This window comes from Paenibacillus sp. NAIST15-1 (assembly GCF_001894745.1).
Taxonomy (GTDB): domain Bacteria; phylum Bacillota; class Bacilli; order Paenibacillales; family Paenibacillaceae; genus Paenibacillus_B; species Paenibacillus_B suaedae.
Genome location: NZ_BBYF01000026.1, coordinates 21775 through 39621, shown reverse-complemented (window position 1 = coordinate 39621; position 17847 = coordinate 21775). Strand labels below are relative to the sequence as shown.

The window sequence follows — 17847 nt, the reverse complement described above, 5'->3', positions numbered from 1 at the left end:
CCAAAGGCAGCGCCCACCATGTAGATACGAGACGGTTTTTGTGGAGTTACTGACCACCTAATTAAACATTCATCTCTTGTGAAGCATCTGAATCGACAGATTCAACCTCGACACAAAACTTATTTTGATAATTATTTGAGATAGTTTGAAGTGTATTGTTTAATATTTGCAAATTTGAAATCCTTAACTTCAATTCATTTCTTTTTAAGAAATCATCTATATATTCCTCGACCAATGCCCTCAATTCATTCAGAACTGAAATATCAATCAACAAATTCTCTTCTATCTCCTGGTATCTCTTAAACATAAAGTGATTGAATTTAAAAATATCTTTATTGGGCATAGCTAAAACAATATCCATTATCAATTTCGATTCAGTATATGCAAATAGTGGCTTATACCAATGCTCTTCATCAACCTTTTTATAAAATTCCAAGAGATCGTGTTCCAACAGCTTCATTAATTCACATACATTGTTTTTTTCTTTTTCGAGGTTAAGATCATTATTAATATCAGTAATTCTTTGCCTTATTTCCAAAACATCTGGGTCATTACTATAATTCTCGTAACGAATAAAATAACTATTTAAGTCGGAAAAATATTTTGCATTCTTTGATGCTTTATCAAGACCATCCATGAACATTTTTTTTATTTCTTGAATCTCTTCGGTTACCAATCCTAACTCTTTGAACTTTAAAAACACTAAAAACCCAGAATAATAATATTTCAGGCTAACCTCACCATTCTTTATAACATCATAAGTTTCGGAAAGAGCTGTTGCGAACTCATCATCCGTAAGTTCCCAGTATCCTTCCCGAATTATTTTGATATATCCTGGTGATTGTTTAATAGATAAATTTGCTAGTTGAGCTTCAATTTCACGCTCAAACACCTCAATTTGAAAAATTCCTTTACAAACTAGTTCTTTAACAAAGGAATAAAAGATGAATTCTCCTTTTGAATACACATTATTATATTTCATTAATACTTCAGATAAATTTGATTCTTTTTTGTACATTCTGTCCATAATAATTCTTTGTTGAAGATCGGCATTAGAATTTATTTCTAAGAAATCATTACTTGAAATATTTCCTGATTTCAACTCAAAAGAATGAATCAGAGTATGAATTAAGATGGAAAGTTTGATCTGATTGTCCAACTTCGAGTAGTGTTTTTCAAGCTTTTTATATATACGTTCAAAATCGCTAAGGGCTTGAATTAAAATTCTTATATTTCTAGTATTGCTTCTATTAAAAATATCAATTATATGGGCTTTGTTCATTAAAGCAAAACTTTTAGAGGAATATCCATTATTATTACTAATAATGTTCTCTATTATTTGTAAATGATCAGGGTGATAATAGAGTGTCTTTCCGATTAATTTTTCTTTAATACTTTTATAATCATTGCTTTTTTCGAATAAATCCGTTACCATTCCATTTATTTTTTCAAGTATGGATTTTTGTGGTTGTTCATCTTTCACTGTTGAAGCATTTTGATTTGTTCCAACTAATTTCCCTTCTATATTTAATATGTAAGTAGCAACCATTTTTTTTAACTCATTATTCTCGGTTACTACCTTAGAAATAATCTCTTCCTCATGACATATAATAATTGTTTTGACGCCATCATGTTCTACAAAATTATTGATATAACCTAGGATTTCAGTAATACTGATATTTGCTCTTTCTAAGTCATCAAAACATAAAACTTTATTTTTGAAGGAGAACAATTTACTCCAATCAACATTAGTTTCCCCGATTGGATCTATACCAAGTGATTTTCCAACACTTAATATCATTTTGCCTAGTTCAGGCAATGCATTTCCCATTTTGCTTTCCATAAGTCCTTTTAATTTTTTATTTTTCTTTAAGGAAGTGGAATAAACTTCATAACAAATTTTTTTACTTATCTCATCAACGTTAGTTATTCCATACAAAGATATGTAAATAGTTTTAAGGGTATCTTCACCTATTGCTATCTCTTCAATTTTACCTTTCACTTTATTTTGCCAAAAAAAAGTCTTACCACTCCCCCATTTCCCATTAATCATAAGTGCATAATTAGTGTCATCTTTTTTTACATAGTCAAGAATCGTTTCAACTAAATGCTCCATTTTCATATTCCACCTTATGCTTCAATGATTAGAAAGTAATAATTATTGGTCTCTAGTATCTAAGATCAATCCGTATTAATATTAGGAATTTCATTTATCGTTTCCGCATTCATGACACCCCCAACTCGATAGATAGCTCTTATCTTAGGGGTGTCGGATGTGTTCTTGGGTTCACTTCCTCGAAATCCTTCTGGAGACCGAGAGACGACCAATACCTGCCGTATGCCTGAATGCAGTGATAAACGAAGTTCCCGACTTCCTGAATCACTCACGAATCACTGGAAATCAATAATCTCTAAATAAGCATTTGTCTCACTTTATATTTTTCATCCAATAAATTAGGAATTGTTGATCGTTTATTTAAATCAAACTTTTTTTCGCTTGTTCTAATGGATTAAAGAATGGAGTAATCCTTCATCTCTCATCAAGCTGGCGTCTAAACTTCTAAATAGAAAACATCTTCCGAATAATTGAAAATAATAAAATTTATTATTTTCAATATTCAATCTCAGATAGCTTCTTGAATTCAACTTTTTCTGTTCAAACAATTTTTGTTCAGATTCTGGTAATTCCAGCTGTAGCAGCCTAATGTTGTCTGACATATTTTTTTCTCCCCCATTATCAAACTCATAATCTTTACATTTTTACAAGGAAAATTTATTGTGATAATAAAGATTGGGATATTAACGTTGTGTATCTACGAAACCGAGAGGCTTTGGGAGTGAATGCGTCCGGGTTCGACGGACTTAGCCTCTTAGGGTTGTTCGTTGGAGCTACCTCTTTGATTACTTTTGACGAACCTACGGGCGGAAGGCCCTTGGGCATAGATATGTTGTTATGCTCTGTTACTGCCATCTTCAGGGTATCCATCATTTCCCCTAAATATTATTTTTAATTTTGCTGGTGTGTATTGTCGCAGATAGTTTGAATGGCAATAACATGCTATACAGTTTCTAGTGGTTCTCTTTAAGCCAGTGTAATCAAAATCACTTGAATCCAATGATTCTTTTAATATTTTTGCTGCATCTTTATATAAAATCAATTCACCAATACGAACCTTTGGATTGTCTAAAATGATTTCCTTTAAGTATTTAAAAGATAACGGTGATTTAGTAAACCTTAATGTAATCATTTCAATATATGATTTGTCACTATAACTGTCCTTAAGTTCATCAATGTTTATAAAATACCTTTCTTCAACTTTTTGCTCTGAATTCCACCGTATTGGATTATCCTTGGTAATCCATACCTCTGGTAAATTATGATCAAGTAATAATTCAATACTATATTTGAATAATACTGGCCCATACCTATTTTCTCTACCAAATCTCTTATGTAAATCATTACAATCAAGAAAAATATCATTCCATACATTAAATTCTTGATCCACTTCGTCTGAGCTTTGAGGAGTTTGATATAATCCTTGTTCTTCTACTGCACCTCTTGAGAGAATGCCACCGGCACGAATAAATGTGCATGCTGTTGGCACTGTATTCGCATGATATAAGTATTTAATACCAATTGATTCAAAATACTCATATAATTGTTTTGGATCAAGTTTCATGGAGGTTTTTCCTCTCTTTTTTGTTATTTCAATTAATGTAGTAATTGCACATAACGTTCTTGTATTCACGAATTCCCACCGAATTAATGCGACGAATTCGCCGGGTGCGATGCACTTAGTCGTTGGTGTCCGGCTACCTTGGATTCCCTACCAATTACTTCTGCTGACCTGAGGACGAATGCCCAGTGCGTGAACCCAAAGTTCATCACTTTTCAGAGTTACCTTCATCTAGCTTCAATGAGATACCTTCAACTAAACCTACAAGCTCTTTTAATCTCGTCCTTCTAAATGCAATTACATCTGATAAAACAAATTTAACTACAGAAGCCAAATATGTAATAATAGCAATTCCAACAACATGAGTTACTAAGAGTTCTACTATTTCACTTCTGATACTTATACTCCTAAATAGAGAAACAGCGTACTGGTTCCAAATTGGAATAAATAGTCCTATAAATATACCTGGAACAAAAAAAATCGAAAGTCTTGTTGTTTCTATTTCTTTGTTTAATGCATCAATAATTTTTGTGGATTTTTTTGTTAAGTTTAAATTTAATTTAGTTTCTAAATATTCTTTTAATCTTTCTTCTTTATAGGAAGCAAAACTAGACCCGCCCCACATTACTTCATCTTGATCAAGTCCGTAAGTATTAAACACCACTTTCTTTGCCTTCCAGTTCACAAGGTATATTCCAATAAGCGTTAAAGTGAAGAAGATAATAGAAGCCCACTGCTTATAATCTTCAGGTGAGAATAGAATAATAGTTCCAACAAACAACAAAAAGCCTATATAACCAAACCAATATACCTTCATCTTCTTGAATACTAAATTATAATTCCCTAATTCTTTAATGTAGAAATGAATGATCTGATGAATCAATATACTTATCTCCTTTTTTGTTTGATCGATTTTGAATAACGTTGTTTGTATCTACGAGCCCGAGAGGCTTAAGGCAACGCTAGCGACTGAATCCGACGAACTTAGCCTCTCAGGATTGTCTGCTGAGTCACCTCTTTGTAATGCTCTCTTGCAGACCGAGGTCTGCAGCTCAGATACGTAGTATCCGACATCATTGAAATAGCTTAAATCAATTATCAATAAGTCTTTCAATTTTCAGTTTTTTTCTACTTATCATTCTTAGAATAAAGCTTTCATAATCTTCTTCAGGATACTTCGGATTTAGTTCTTTAGTTCCCAAAAGCATGCCGCGTAATGGCTCTAACAAAGAAGTAAACTTATATTTCTCAACGTTTGAAAACAATATCTGTAATTGTGATAAATGCTCTTCTAATTTAATTTCAGAAGTAGTTGAATAACCTGTTTCTATTCTTCTATTAACTATCTTCTGTAATTCAACATAATTTACTTCTTCCGAACTTGTACCACGCCTAACATAAATTGCAGCATTTTTTATATTTTCACCATTCTTCTGAGTAATAAATGGTATATGTTCTGGATCGTCCTTTACAAAAATCACTTGATATTTCTTACCAACAATTGATGAATATTCTGAATCATTGTAACGAAAATCTAATACTTCCCACGTTAGTTCATCAGGAAGGAACAGGCATAGCTTACTTTGAATCTCTGCTTTATCAACAATCTCATTTATTCCGACAGGTATCAGATCGGAAGATTCACTCTCTTTAACACCGAAAATAATACAGCCCCCACCGCTATTAGCTAAAGCTAAGATGAGTTTTGCTACTTTTGGATAAGCCGGCCATTCCTCTTTAAAATCTAAATTATTTGTTTCTCCAAGATTTGTCCTTAATACTTCACGTAAGCCTTCTCGAGTAGGTTCCTCTATAAATTGAGCAAAACTCTCCTTAAGTGTATTCATGTTCTTCCCCTCATTTTTTCGGATATTTCCTATAACTGTATATTCGCAAACTTCGCAAATACCCACTACTAATTATCCATGCACAGGTCGATATTTCCATGTAATTTATACCATTTATTCAACATACATACTGAAATCAGTATTCCCTCACCTGAAATAAGTTCCAATGACCTATTCCAATACAAAAAGACACGTTAGCAGTTAGGGACATTCCCCTAACTGCTAGCGTGCCTTCCGACTCAACTATAATTCTAACCTTTTATCTTATCTTCTATTTATCTTCTCTATATCTGTATCTGTAAATCTATTTATATCTAAACTGAAGCGATAGCCTCAGTTCAACCCACTTCTTACTCTTTATCGCTAATTCCAACAACGCCTGTTGGGTCTACGCCGAACTCGGCGCCGAAGACATCTTGCATGGAGTCGAGCGGCATGAAGAGCTTGCCGTTCTTCACCACTGGTGCTTCCTTCAGCTCGACGAACATTTTAGCAACAGAGGCTTTCTTGTCGCCTTCCTTCAGCGTAATCCATCTCGCCCCGCGCATGAACTCGTATGCGCCAGTCTTCTCGTTCTTCTCTACTTTGTAGCCCAACGCCTTGCCGATCTGTTCGATTGGCACCATGACATTGTGTTCAGTCGTGAATACTTCTTTCGATATCTCGCCGAGGCCTTCACCGTTTACGACAAGCACCCAGTGCATGCCGCCGAAGGAATCCTGTGGAATTTGGTTTGGATCTTCTTTTCCTTCTGCTCCTTCACCAATACCGATTACGCCAGTCGGGTCGATGCCGAACTTCACACCGAAGACGTCGCCAAGGGAGTCAACTGGCATGTACAGCTTGCCGTTTTTCACTGCTGCAGCTTCCTTCAATTCGACGAGCATTTTGCCTACAGATGCCTTCGTGTCGCCTTCCTTCAGCGCAATCCACTTAGCAGCGCGTGTGAACTCGAAAGCGCCAGTCTTCTCGTTCTTCTCGACTTTGTAACCGAGTGCTTTGCCGATTTCTTCAACAGGTACCATGACGTTGTGTTCGGTCGTGTATATATCCTTCTTATCTACGCCAAGTCCTTCGCCATTTACGACGAGCACCCAATGCATGCCGCCGAAGGAATCCTGCGGAGTTTGGTCAATTTGAAGGATATCAATATGCCCATTGGCGTCCATCGTCACACCTGCATGCAGCACATCCGTTACAAATTGCAGTGGAACATAGATTTGCTTTTCCTTGAGCAATGCTGCTTTTCCAAGTTGAAGAACATCCTTCGCTTGCCCATACTCATCCTTGCTCAACACGGCCGTAACCTTCTTGTCTCCCTTAACTGCAGTGATCGATTTGTCTTTGTTATTCCAATCCAGCTTGTAGCCCAGTCCTTCTGTTACCGTACGGATTGGTACGAGAATATGGTTGCCGTCCACCTTCACTTGGCTGGATACCTTTTTACCGTTAATGGTTACCGATGTTTGAGCGCTGACGTTATGTACCCATTTTTTATCCAGAGAAGCACCACGTGTTGTACCTACGATGTCGCCCTTCTCGTTATATACGAACTGCTTCACATATTTGTCGTAGAAATTCGTGCCCAAGTCTTTCACTTCCATGCTCGTTGCAACAGCCTTCGTGTCGACTGGTTGTGTCGCCGGGGCTGCATACGCTTGTGCACCCATCAATCCAAGAGCTAATGCTACGGTAGTTGCAATGGTTGTCTTCTTCATAGGTGTCTACTTCCTCTCGAATGGTTCGTTGTGTGGTGACGCATTGCGCAATGATATCTCAGCTGATTCACACACTCAGACGGGACACTCGATCGAAAGGTTGCACAGAAGGTTATCTCCATTTTTTACTAACCCATTTGTTCGTACCCACATATATACATGTACTAGACCATGGTTCATCCTAGCGAATTACGTCAACATGCCCGTCATCACCCAAATCCAGATCCCTGCGAATCCGAGCACAATCCCGATTAAAAACAACATAAACAACTCCGAACCTAAAAGCCTTTTCACCATGCTCCCGACCAAGGCCACGATTCCGATAACGCTACCGATAAACAACACGATCATAAACGGTCGAGTCAAAAACATATCCTGAACGGAGGGCTGCAGCAGCAAATAATAACTTCCCCCACCGAACAGTACTCCCACTGCGAAAAGGAACGCCAGCAGTACACAAACCGTTGATTTTTTCATAGGCCGCTACTCTCTACTTATCCTGGCTAGGCCAGCTCTTCTTGAGCAATTTCCGTCTTGCGTCCGCGCGAGTTCACGATTGTGATACTGATCGCGTCGTATCCATTGCGCTTCGCCTCGTCGAAGTCGCATTTCTCCCCGTTAATCAGCTCCAGCTTCCCGTCCTCATCCACTTCTTCTTCGAATTCCTCGTCCCAATCGACATTGTAATAGACGGTTACGAATACTTCGAATACATCCTCTCCGTCCCCATCTACATAAGGAAGCAGCGGCTTCCGTTCATTATGCTGCTCCGCAGTGTACGTATCGCACAGCATCGCATCATATCCATGCTTGCATCCATCGAACACCACATAGCGCTTCCCTGTTGCTGGATCTTCAGCAAGAATGAGCGGTGGTGCAAAGTCCGTCGACGCGATCAGATCATCGATAAGCTCCCCATAATAGAAAATATGGAACTTCTTCGCTCCACCATCAATAGCCAGCCTTCCTGTCCATTCTACCTCGTGCCATACCGCAGGCTTCTCTGGTATTGCAATCCCGTCCAAATAAGCAGGTCCTTGTCTGCATTCACTCTGATTCGCCAATATCCTCACGTCCTGTCTCGTGTCATCACGATCGTTACAATACGATTATCATCGTCAACTTTCAGCTTTAACGTAATATCTAATTTATCCTTGAACAGCTTCGTCACGTTCATGTAACGATCGACGGCCTCCGTAGTTCCCCCACCTGCCGATGTCCGCGACATGCCAGCATGAATAATATCCTTCACATAATCCGTATCCATGGGAGCGGACGGATCATAGGTATATACATGATTTCCTTTGTCATCGAAAAATTCATACATATTCGTGTAGTCATTAGCATTTTCAAACTTCGGAACTGTTTTGATATATCCATGTACACGCTCGTTATCATACTGAATTTTGCCGTCTAAAAAGGGATTCTCCTCAGAGGACTTCACCTCATATTGGTCATACGCCAGCATAAACAATTCATCCAAGTCTCCCGTATCTACCCGATAATAGAACTGCCGCTCTTCTCCCTTCTTATCCATTGCGGAATTATAGTTAAGAAGAGGCCATGCATTATACCTTTTGCCGTCCTTCTCAATCGCTAACGCATACTTGCTTAAGACGACCTCGCCTTGGAACACACCAAATGTACGGCCAATAAAGTAAGCAGGAATGCTCAGAATAACAATAATGACTAGCGCAATGACCAATTTAAGCTTGAGTTTGCTCATGATGCCTCCTTATCCAATTACATATCTATACGCTGCAGCTTATGAAGCAGCTTCACGATAGCTTCTCGGTTCTTCGCTTCTTTCATATATTTGGGCAGCGAGTGTGAAGCCGTGCGCTTGATGACAGCAGCTGGCTTCTCACGCAGTTCTGCCGATATGTAGCTGATCAAATAATTCAAATGCTCTCTATTGGCTGCCCATACAGGCTTCCCACGGAAATAATCCAAATAGTACAGCTCCAATTGAAAGATCGGGTCCCGTTCATTTCGAAAATCCAAGCAGCAGCCTGAATAGGCCGCAATCTTACGTATAGGCACTTGATTCACAGCTGAGCAATGCGGGCATGCGATATGCACTGCCTTATGGGACTGCTGCTTGTGATCGGTAACCTCTTCATTGAACCATCTCTCGCACACCGTGCACATTCCACTAGCTGTGTACCGATAAGCTTCCGGTTCCTTCTCTTGATGGAAGCATGCCGTGCAGTTCACTACGACTCCCTGCTCCCCTTGAGAGATGTAGGCCAAACCAGCGCATTTCGGGCACTTCACGGCAACCTGCTCATTCCGACGCAATATCGCATAAAATCCAAAAGGAAGGCCAAGGGGATCTATAAAGCGCTCCATGATGTCGTTCTCCTTCCGCTTTTTTACCAAATCATTACCAAGTATAGGTATTATACGATGAACAATCAATGGACTACCTGATTATCATTACAGGTCTTACGTCCCATTTCTATTCGATTACTCACAACTAGCTGCCCATACCGACACATGCGACATTTCATTTGCTAAATCTACTCATAAAACCGAATCTTATAACCTACTGCTATTCAGGCCGGACATAGGGGTATCAAAGATCGCAATGAGGGTGATTTACAAAATATACAAGACTATTTAATTTTCCAATTACATTTATTTACACAATCGCTAACAATCCTTGACTACAATAAACATGTAAATTACATACTTGGTTGGAGGGATTTCGGTTGAATAAAATGTTACGCAAGTCGCTGGTGACGACGCTGGCACTTCTCATGCTGCCATTCGGAGCTATGCAATCCGATGCAGTACTCGCTAAGAGCGCAGCGAAACTACAGCCCACTTCGAAAAATCTCATCGTCCTTATCGGTGACGGCATGGGTCCTGCTCAAGTATCTGCCGCACGAATCTACTCCAAGAACAAGCTGAAGCGTCCATCCTTATATATGGACAGCCTGTATGTGGGCCAAGCAACAACCTTCGCTGACAAGGGCGAAGACGGAGATACGATCGTATCCGGTGAAGTAACAGATTCTGCATCTGCGGGAACTGCATTTGCAACAGGCAACAAAACGTACAACGCTGCAATCAGCGTATCGAATGAAGATATCTCGAAGCCATTCGCTTCCGTAATCGAAGCTTCCAAGGCTGTTGGCAAGTCAACTGGTCTTGTAACGACAGCTCGTATTACACATGCAACGCCTGCGGTATATGCATCCCATGTTCGCAATCGCGACAATGAAAATGCTATCGCATCCCAATATTTAGAGTCAGGCGCAGTTGATGTTCTGCTCGGAGGCGGCAAGCGTCAATTCGTGAGCAAGCAGGAGAAAGGCAAGCGCGAAGACAAGACAATCATTCCTGATTTCGAGAAAAAAGGCTATAAAGTCGTTTACGACAAAAAGGGCCTGCAATCGTTAACTTCGAAAAACGGCAAGGTTCTTGGCCTCTTCCATGATTCCCATGTGGACTACGTGCTTGATCGCAAGCCTGAGACTCCAAGCCTTGCAGACATGACGTCTGCAGCAATCAAGTCTCTCTCTACGAATCCGAAAGGCTTCACGATGATGATTGAGGGCGGACGTATCGACCATGCAGGCCACGCAAATGACCTGAGCGCTATGATTCAAGAGACGCTTGATTTCGATGCAGCAGTGAAAGTTGCTCTTGATTTCGCGAAGAAAGACGGCAACACTTCCATCGTAATTACAGCCGATCATGAGACAGGCGGCTTCTCCCTGTCCCGTGACAACATCTATGAACTGAATGTAGATACGTGGGACAAGCAAAAAATCTCCTCTGAGCTGCTTGGGCCACAGCTTGCAAAAGCTGCATCCACTGACGAAGTGAAGGCGTTAATCAAGAAGCATACAGGCTTCACAGATATCACCGATGAAGAAGCTCAATACATCATGCAAGGCGACGGTTCTTCCTATAAGCAAGAAGGCGCATTCAACCAAGTGATGGCGAAGCGCTACTTGGTAGGTTGGTCTGGACACGGCCACTCTGCGGTAGATGTAGGCGTATGGGCGTATGGTCCAATTACGGAATATGTAAAAGGTCAAATTGATAACACAGCAATTGCGACAAGCATCGCGAAAGTGCAAGGCTTGGATCTGAAGAAAGCAACTGCCGAGCTGCAAAGCAAGCACTTGTATCCGAAATTCAAGGTAAGCCGTGATGGCAAGGTTCTCTTCCCTGCCCTGAAGCTGGCACAAGCATTGCAAATTAAAGTAACGAATGATAGCGCATCGAAAACGACTACATTTACGAAAGACAAGGCGACATTGAAGGTTAAAGACGGATCTTCCGTTACATTGAACGGCAAAACGGTTTCGATTCCTGCAGAATTGGATCGCAATGTCCTCTACGTGGATCTTGACGCATTCAGCAAGCTGACTGGCAAAGCATTGAAGTGGGATTCCTTGTCTGAGCGCGTTATTTTGAAATGAACAAATAGATTCAAATGAGAACGGGTGGGGTGACAGTGTCATCCTGCCCTTTCCTTACTAAATGAGGTGATTCTATGATACAGCTTCATCAGGTACGCAAGTCCTATCGAAATCAACAGCAGCTTCTTCCCATTCTCGATATTCCACATTGGCATGTTGCACAAGGAGATCGAATTGCGCTGCTTGGCCCTAGCGGCAGCGGCAAGAGCACTTTGTTATACCTGCTGTGCGGCGTACTCGCTCCAGATGAAGGAACCTGTAAGGTCGGCAATGAACCTCTGCACCAGATGACAGAGCTGGAACGCGACCACTTTCGCGCGAAGCATGTGGGCATTATTTTTCAGGACTTCCATCTCATCTCCTCCCTTTCTGCGAAGCAAAATATTGAGCTGGTCTACGATGGCAGCTTGCATGGACGGGCACGGCATTCGCATATTCTGCAATGGTTCGAGCGGGTCGGCTTGCAGGATCGTATGAATCATCTTCCAGGGCAACTGTCGAGAGGTCAACAGCAGCGGGTTGCGATCATTCGTGCCCTGATTAATCGCCCCTCCCTTCTCCTAGCGGATGAGCCAACCGGAAGTCTTGATTACGATACGGCACAGCTTACGATGAATCTCCTGCTCCAACTGGCGCAGGAAGAAGGTTCAACCTTGCTGACAGTCACCCATGACCAGCACTTGGCTTCACAGTACCCGATGCAGCTTCATATCTCCGCCATTAATCGACTTGCTGTACATCCTTTTTGGGCTTACCTTTATAGCTAACGTTACTATTGTCAAAGGGAGTGTTGCCTTTTAAATCGTCATCCCATCGGTCTAGGCTTTCCAACTTACGTACCTGGGATTCTGTTAGGCCCAGTTCAGCGGCAACATCCTTCAATTTCATTTCTCCGCCGTTGCCAAGTTTGGCTGAAATGAAAAAACCGCCCCATAGGAGCGGCATTGAGTTTATTTGGTCGTATACTCATTCACTTCAAACGTTAAAATCTTATCGAAGATAACGTAGTCTTTACGGGCGCTGAATGGCCCTTTATTATTGTTGTGCTTGTTGATTGCATAGGAAGCTGTTCCTGAGCCACCCTGCTTATTTTCGTACCATGTGATGAAGGCATTAACCTCATCCATGCTTAAATCAAACTCTTTCTCCAAACCAGTTGTCATAGTAACTACTAATAATGCTCTGTTTCCTTTGGTCTGCTCTGGATCTGTTGGTTTTTCTGGATCAGGTCCTTCATTTAGTTCGTATCCAAACGTAATTTCTTTAATACACACCCAAGAACGTTCACCATCAACAGTAATTTTTATTTTCTCATAATTGCCTGGGGTTACGCTGATAGGTTCAGAGGCTTCGTCACTTACAAATCTTACTTCTTTCTTGCTTATTGCTTCCCATGTTCCATTTTTATAAGCAAATATTTGATATGTTACATTATCCATTGGGCTCGCTTTTCCTGCGATTTGTACAGAACTCAAATGTAGTGTTTGAGGAAACGTGATTTCTAAACTTCCAGAAAAGAAGTCGGATGTGGGGCCCCATTGAGTAGTTAAATCACCATCAATCACACTCATAGCTGTATTATTATCAAGGTTATTACTATCTACTACCGTCGTACCTTTAGGCGGCATTAAACCTTCCATAGTGTCGACTTTACTGCTCGCAAATGCCGAGATTGGGAATACTACTAACAAGACCAATACCAATAAAACTGTTAGATGTTTTTTCACTTCATATCTCTCCTTAATATCAACTGCTACGAGAATACAATGAAAAAAGATGAATGTCTAAACATATGTTTACTTATTATTTAAATAATTACAAATACTTCTATAAAAAAAATAAAGTCGGCAATTAACCGACTTAAAAAAAAAATCATTTGTAGACTATTATATTTAATGCCACTGCAACTCTTCTGACCGCATTCCAACGTAGTTTCCTATATGTTTTTTCTGAAATTGGCGGGTCAAAAACAAAGGTGTGTACCTGAAAGTCCTTGACGTATCCACGCATGTATCTGTTTTCCTTGACGAGTCTTTCCATAGGGTGAAGCTGACTTACTTCTGCCTTGATCCGCTTACATTTTTTAATCATTTTAGCAGCGTGCGCATTCTTCATGGCCGTATTCAGACTAACACCAGCAGTATGAACAGCATGCAGCTTATGGAGGGAGCAGCAACATGAGCGTGTTCCAACTACTGTGGCGCAACATGATGCATCGGAAGACGCTCTCCCTCCTTACCATTGTATCGATTGCGATTACCATCGCGCTTCTGCTCGTACTCCTTCAGGTTCGTTCGGGAATCGAGCACGGGGCTGAGAAGGGCTATGGGCCCTTCGAATTATCACTCGGTTCCAAAGGAGGCTCTACGCAGCTTGTGCTGAATACCTACTATCGAGTCGGTTCTCCTGCTGAGAACATCCCTCATCATGTTCTGCATGATGTGCTGAAGGAATCCGGCACCAGGTGCAGAATGTCCCTTCGATAATGGCGACGAAACGTACTGGAACAAAATAAATCATGATGGTATTCGTTCCTTCCGACACCAAGCTTCGATATACGTCCGGTGCATTGGAGCTGACGGGTACACTGGATGTTGGCATTAAGATCGATGAGTCCGGCTACAAGACAATGTTCCGGTTATACGATGCCTCTTTCAAAGAAATCAAAGAATAATTAAACGTACTTGGACAGCTGCCCCCATGCAAATAGTAGGTCATTCGACCTTGTCCGATGTAGTCGGCCAGATGGATTTCATGCTAAAATAGTCATGATCTTCCTACTGTTGAGGAGCCATGTGCATGAATGAAATGAACCAGCTGTTCGAACAGCATTTTGACAGCTTAGAAGCAGTTGCGGATTTGGTCAGTGATCTGCTTCATTGCCCTGTCACAATTGAAGATGCCGGACATAAGCTGCTTGCCTACAGCACGCATCACCCCGGCACGGATCCTGCGCGGATCGCAACGATTATCGGACGGCGCGTCCCTGAGCAAGTCATCAGCGCATTATGGAGAGACGGCACGATGCAGCGGCTCATGTCCAGTCTAGAACCGATACGTATCCAACATATCGACGAGGTTGGCCTCGGCAATCGCTTGGCGGTTGCCATCCGTCATCAACAGGACATTATCGGCTATATATGGGTGCTCGACAGTGAACAATCGCTGCCAGAAACAGCTCTCCAGACATTGTCACAAGCTGCTCAGGCTGCCAAGGCCAAGTTAATGCAGCATCAGCTGCACAGCAGACGCCAGGATCAGCATAAGCATGATTTCTTCTGGCAGCTCTTAACCGGACACCACACCTCAGAGCAAGCCATTCGGGAGCATGCGGCACGACTCGGCATTTCGTTCCCTCCTGAATATTTCATATGGATGATACAGTTCAGCACACCTATCCAAGAGAAGTTATATCGTCACATTCATTACACGCTCAAAACAACCCAGCATATGCGCATGCTGCTTCATGTCATTGATCATGATCGGCTTATTATGATGTCTGCGCCCGTGCTGTCATCACATGTAAATAGCTCTGCCAATCTGTACAAGGAACCGTGTCAACAGCTTATACTGCATATGAAGCAGCGATTCGGCGCCTCACCAGTTCGTAGCGGAGCAAGCACTCTATCCTCCTCGTTCCTGCTCGTATCACGGTGCTATGAGGAAGCCATGACAACGCTCAATCTAAAAAAAGCATTCCCCGATGAATTAGATTCTGTACATAGCTATGGCGAGCTCGGTTATTACCGTCATTTGCCCTTATTGATCGAACACCATACTGCACTTTCTGCCGCACGAGGATCACAGCAGACTTTTCAACATATAGGCTTAGAGAAGCTGCGCATGTATGATGCTGAGCATGCAAGCGGACTCGTACATACCATTGAACAATTTCTTCGTTATGACTGCAATGTGAAGAAGACAGCGGAAGCCTTGCATATTCACACGAACACCCTCATGTATCGATTAAAGCGCATTGCAGAAGTCGGCGGTGTCGATGTCGACAGCATGGATGAGAAGATGTCACTATTTTTGGAATTAAAATTGCATCGATTGGCAACGATAAACAAGGACAACGAATCTACGTAACACGCCATCCGTTGCCAACCTTCCCTGCGATCGATTACCCGATACGCAATTGTCCCTGGCTTTGTGGGAATTACACAAGGACAGGGTATTTTTTTTGGAGCTGACGACAAAGCGCTGGCGAGAGCTACGATTTATACTTTAATTGGATAACCAAACAGGTTCAGGATATTTGAGGAGGATAAGCAATGATTATCGGAGTTCCCATGGAGATCAAAAATAATGAAAATCGCGTTGCGCTCACCCCTGCGGGTGTTGCAGCATTCCATAAAGCCGGCCACCGTGTCATCATTGAACATGACGCTGGAATTGGAAGCGGTTTCGACAATGCCTCATATGAACAAGCAGGTGCCACTATCATTCCTAGTGCTGCTGAGGTATGGGCACAGGCCGATATGATTATGAAGGTGAAGGAGCCCTTATCATCCGAGTACGGTTACTTCCGCCCGGGGCTTATCTTATTCACGTATTTGCATCTGGCAGCTGAGCCTGAACTGGCTCGCGCATTAATCGAGCATAAAGTTACTGCAATCGCCTATGAGACGGTTGAAGTCAATCGCACGCTGCCTCTGCTCACACCAATGAGTGAAGTGGCAGGCCGCATGTCAGCCCAAATTGGGGCACAATTCCTCGAGAAGCCGCATGGCGGCATCGGAATCCTTCTTGGCGGAGTACCTGGCGTACGACGCGGCAAGGTTACGGTTATTGGCGGCGGTGTTGTCGGAACGAACGCTGCCAAGATCGCAGTAGGTCTTGGAGCAGATGTTACTATTATCGATATGAACGCAGATCGCCTGCGCCAGCTGGATGATCTATTCGGCTCGAGTGTGAATACCTTAATGTCGAACCCACTCAATATTGCCGAAGCGGTAGCCGAATCCGACTTGGTCATCGGTGCAGTTCTTATACCGGGCGCTAAAGCGCCGAAGCTCGTAACGGAAGCGATGATTCGTTCCATGCAGCCTGGTTCTGTTGTCATCGATGTCGCCATCGATCAGGGTGGTATTTTCGAAACGGTTGATCGCATTACCACTCACGACGATCCGATATACGTCAAGCACGGTGTCGTTCATTATGCTGTAGCGAATATGCCAGGTGCTGTTCCGCGCACATCAACGATGGCGCTCACGAATGTTACCGTCCCTTACGCATTAAGCATTGCGAACCTCGGACTTGGCAGAGCATTGCAGAACAGCCAGCCGCTCATGCGCGGCGTCAATACTGCAGGCGGTGCGATCACATACGAAGCGGTAGCCCGCGACCTCGCACTTCCGTACGTGCCTGTCGAAGAGGCGCTCCATAATGCAAGTCTTATCTAAGTATGAATGTTATACTATCGAGTACCCTCATACACAATTCAAATACAATCAAGTGAAGCATGTGCAGCAATACGCCATAACATAGGCGCTCAGCGATGAGCGTCTATTGCTGTTTCATTCGATAGCATATAGACGATCATACGAACTGCTTCCCGCTTCATCACATCACAATTCATTCTTGCGCGCTTCTCGTATTGCTCCCTCACGATAGCATGACTAACGGATTCAATCAGGCTGTATGCAATTTTCATTTTTTCATGTGAGTGCTCAATGGCTATTCCCCTGCTGCGTAAAAAATCATCTATCAATACAATCATCTCATTCTCGAAGCATTCATAGAAGTCCCTTACCTCTTCATCCATATGAGATATGGCAAGGAACTCTTCATGCGTTGCTAAGTCAACCGAGTGAGATTTCACGCATACCTCTAAAATCCCATAGACGATATCCATTAGATCATTCTTATCCTTAAGCCGAGTGAGTTCATTCTGTAAACCTGCAGCGAGCTCATGGGTATAGGAGCTCAGCACTTCCATAAAAATGTCCTTTTTGTCCACAAAATAATTGTAAACAATCCCCGTAGATACTCCGGCTAATTTCGCGATCTCAGCGGTATTTGTCTTGTGGTACCCCTTTTGACTAAACAGCTCATACCCTGCTTGAATGATTTTATTCTTCTTCTCGATTGAACGTTTCTGCTTCGGTTCTCTTCGATCCATTCGTTCTGATTGTTCCTGCTCCTCCACGCGTGTCATCCTCCA

Annotated in this window: 18 protein-coding genes; 6 read left to right on the top strand and 12 right to left on the bottom strand. The window is 42.1% G+C overall.

Going from position 1 to position 17847, the window contains the following annotated elements:
• Positions 1–61: 61 nt before the first annotated feature.
• The 9 genes from PBN151_RS28955 to PBN151_RS28905 form a co-directional block, all read right to left on the bottom strand.
• Positions 62–2116 carry a P-loop NTPase fold protein gene (locus PBN151_RS28955; protein WP_072732071.1) on the bottom strand — a complete coding sequence of 685 codons (2055 nt, stop codon included), beginning with the start codon at positions 2114–2116 and terminating at the stop codon, positions 62–64.
• Between the two features lie 835 nt (positions 2117–2951).
• Entirely contained in the window at positions 2952–3749 is a 798-nt protein-coding gene (locus tag PBN151_RS28945) for a hypothetical protein (protein ID WP_139295451.1), read from the bottom strand.
• A 136-nt stretch (positions 3750–3885) separates the two neighbouring features.
• Entirely contained in the window at positions 3886–4560 is a 675-nt protein-coding gene (locus tag PBN151_RS28940) for a hypothetical protein (RefSeq protein WP_072732068.1), read from the bottom strand.
• Between the two features lie 208 nt (positions 4561–4768).
• The gene (locus PBN151_RS28935; RefSeq protein WP_072732067.1) at positions 4769–5524 is read right to left on the bottom strand and encodes an AlbA family DNA-binding domain-containing protein; all 756 of its coding nucleotides are present in this window, start codon (positions 5522–5524) and stop codon (positions 4769–4771) included.
• A gap of 350 nt (positions 5525–5874) precedes the next feature.
• Positions 5875–7242 (bottom strand): stalk domain-containing protein, encoded by a 1368-nt coding sequence (locus PBN151_RS28925; RefSeq protein ID WP_227775191.1) that lies wholly within the window; start codon positions 7240–7242, stop codon positions 5875–5877.
• Positions 7243–7431: 189 nt separating this feature from the next.
• On the bottom strand, positions 7432–7719 hold the full coding sequence (locus PBN151_RS28920; protein WP_072732066.1) for a hypothetical protein: 288 nt from the start codon (positions 7717–7719) through the stop codon (positions 7432–7434).
• 26 nt (positions 7720–7745) lie between these two features.
• On the bottom strand, positions 7746–8306 hold the full coding sequence (locus PBN151_RS28915; protein ID WP_072732065.1) for a hypothetical protein: 561 nt from the start codon (positions 8304–8306) through the stop codon (positions 7746–7748).
• Between the two features lie 5 nt (positions 8307–8311).
• The gene (locus tag PBN151_RS28910; protein ID WP_072732064.1) at positions 8312–8968 is read right to left on the bottom strand and encodes a hypothetical protein; all 657 of its coding nucleotides are present in this window, start codon (positions 8966–8968) and stop codon (positions 8312–8314) included.
• A 17-nt stretch (positions 8969–8985) separates the two neighbouring features.
• Entirely contained in the window at positions 8986–9594 is a 609-nt protein-coding gene (locus PBN151_RS28905; protein WP_072732063.1) for a hypothetical protein, read from the bottom strand.
• Between the two features lie 371 nt (positions 9595–9965).
• On the opposite strand from PBN151_RS28905, the gene PBN151_RS28900 reads away from it, so the two are divergent.
• A complete protein-coding gene (locus PBN151_RS28900; protein ID WP_227775201.1) occupies positions 9966–11681 on the top strand; it encodes an alkaline phosphatase in 1716 nt (571 codons plus the stop codon).
• A 74-nt stretch (positions 11682–11755) separates the two neighbouring features.
• Positions 11756–12448 (top strand): ABC transporter ATP-binding protein, encoded by a 693-nt coding sequence (locus PBN151_RS28895; protein WP_072732061.1) that lies wholly within the window; start codon positions 11756–11758, stop codon positions 12446–12448.
• On the opposite strand, the gene PBN151_RS28890 is transcribed toward PBN151_RS28895, so the two are convergent.
• The gene (locus PBN151_RS28890; protein WP_227775199.1) at positions 12402–12569 is read right to left on the bottom strand and encodes a phage terminase small subunit-related protein; all 168 of its coding nucleotides are present in this window, start codon (positions 12567–12569) and stop codon (positions 12402–12404) included. The genes PBN151_RS28895 and PBN151_RS28890 overlap by 47 nt on opposite strands.
• A gap of 62 nt (positions 12570–12631) precedes the next feature.
• Positions 12632–13408, bottom strand: a complete 777-nt coding sequence (locus PBN151_RS32185) for a hypothetical protein (protein ID WP_227775189.1) — start codon at positions 13406–13408, stop codon at positions 12632–12634.
• 450 nt (positions 13409–13858) lie between these two features.
• Between PBN151_RS32185 and PBN151_RS28875 the strand changes: the two genes are divergently transcribed.
• The 4 genes from PBN151_RS28875 to ald all read left to right on the top strand — a co-directional run bounded on the left by PBN151_RS28875 (position 13859) and on the right by ald (position 17086).
• Positions 13859–14167: a hypothetical protein gene (locus PBN151_RS28875; protein ID WP_072732059.1), complete on the top strand. Its 309-nt coding sequence runs from the start codon at positions 13859–13861 to the stop codon at positions 14165–14167.
• A gap of 32 nt (positions 14168–14199) precedes the next feature.
• Complete coding sequence (locus PBN151_RS28870; RefSeq protein ID WP_227775185.1) at positions 14200–14355, top strand: hypothetical protein; 156 nt, start codon at positions 14200–14202, stop codon at positions 14353–14355.
• 125 nt (positions 14356–14480) lie between these two features.
• A complete protein-coding gene (locus PBN151_RS28865) occupies positions 14481–15770 on the top strand; it encodes a PucR family transcriptional regulator (protein WP_072732058.1) in 1290 nt (429 codons plus the stop codon).
• A 185-nt stretch (positions 15771–15955) separates the two neighbouring features.
• Positions 15956–17086, top strand: a complete 1131-nt coding sequence (ald, locus tag PBN151_RS28860; protein WP_072732057.1) for an alanine dehydrogenase — start codon at positions 15956–15958, stop codon at positions 17084–17086.
• A gap of 89 nt (positions 17087–17175) precedes the next feature.
• Here the strand turns inward: ald and PBN151_RS28855 are convergent, their stop codons facing one another.
• Entirely contained in the window at positions 17176–17841 is a 666-nt protein-coding gene (locus PBN151_RS28855; protein ID WP_175560827.1) for a TetR/AcrR family transcriptional regulator, read from the bottom strand.
• Positions 17842–17847: the final 6 nt, after the last annotated feature.

Bases quoted from the DNA above. Each gene is read 5' to 3' on its own strand.
- PBN151_RS28955 (WP_072732071.1), bottom strand. From the start codon at position 2,116: ATGGAGCATTTAGTTGAAACGATTCTTGACTATGTAAAAAAAGATGAC.
- PBN151_RS28935 (WP_072732067.1), bottom strand. From the start codon at position 5,524: ATGAATACACTTAAGGAGAGTTTTGCTCAATTTATAGAGGAACCTACT.
- PBN151_RS28925 (WP_227775191.1), bottom strand. From the start codon at position 7,242: ATGAAGAAGACAACCATTGCAACTACCGTAGCATTAGCTCTTGGATTG.
- PBN151_RS28920 (WP_072732066.1), bottom strand. From the start codon at position 7,719: ATGAAAAAATCAACGGTTTGTGTACTGCTGGCGTTCCTTTTCGCAGTG.
- PBN151_RS28910 (WP_072732064.1), bottom strand. From the start codon at position 8,968: ATGAGCAAACTCAAGCTTAAATTGGTCATTGCGCTAGTCATTATTGTT.
- PBN151_RS28905 (WP_072732063.1), bottom strand. From the start codon at position 9,594: ATGGAGCGCTTTATAGATCCCCTTGGCCTTCCTTTTGGATTTTATGCG.
- PBN151_RS28900 (WP_227775201.1), top strand. From the start codon at position 9,966: ATGTTACGCAAGTCGCTGGTGACGACGCTGGCACTTCTCATGCTGCCA.
- PBN151_RS28895 (WP_072732061.1), top strand. From the start codon at position 11,756: ATGATACAGCTTCATCAGGTACGCAAGTCCTATCGAAATCAACAGCAG.
- PBN151_RS28890 (WP_227775199.1), bottom strand. From the start codon at position 12,569: ATGAAATTGAAGGATGTTGCCGCTGAACTGGGCCTAACAGAATCCCAG.
- PBN151_RS28875 (WP_072732059.1), top strand. From the start codon at position 13,859: ATGAGCGTGTTCCAACTACTGTGGCGCAACATGATGCATCGGAAGACG.
- PBN151_RS28870 (WP_227775185.1), top strand. From the start codon at position 14,200: ATGATGGTATTCGTTCCTTCCGACACCAAGCTTCGATATACGTCCGGT.
- PBN151_RS28865 (WP_072732058.1), top strand. From the start codon at position 14,481: ATGAATGAAATGAACCAGCTGTTCGAACAGCATTTTGACAGCTTAGAA.
- ald (WP_072732057.1), top strand. From the start codon at position 15,956: ATGATTATCGGAGTTCCCATGGAGATCAAAAATAATGAAAATCGCGTT.
- PBN151_RS28855 (WP_175560827.1), bottom strand. From the start codon at position 17,841: ATGACACGCGTGGAGGAGCAGGAACAATCAGAACGAATGGATCGAAGA.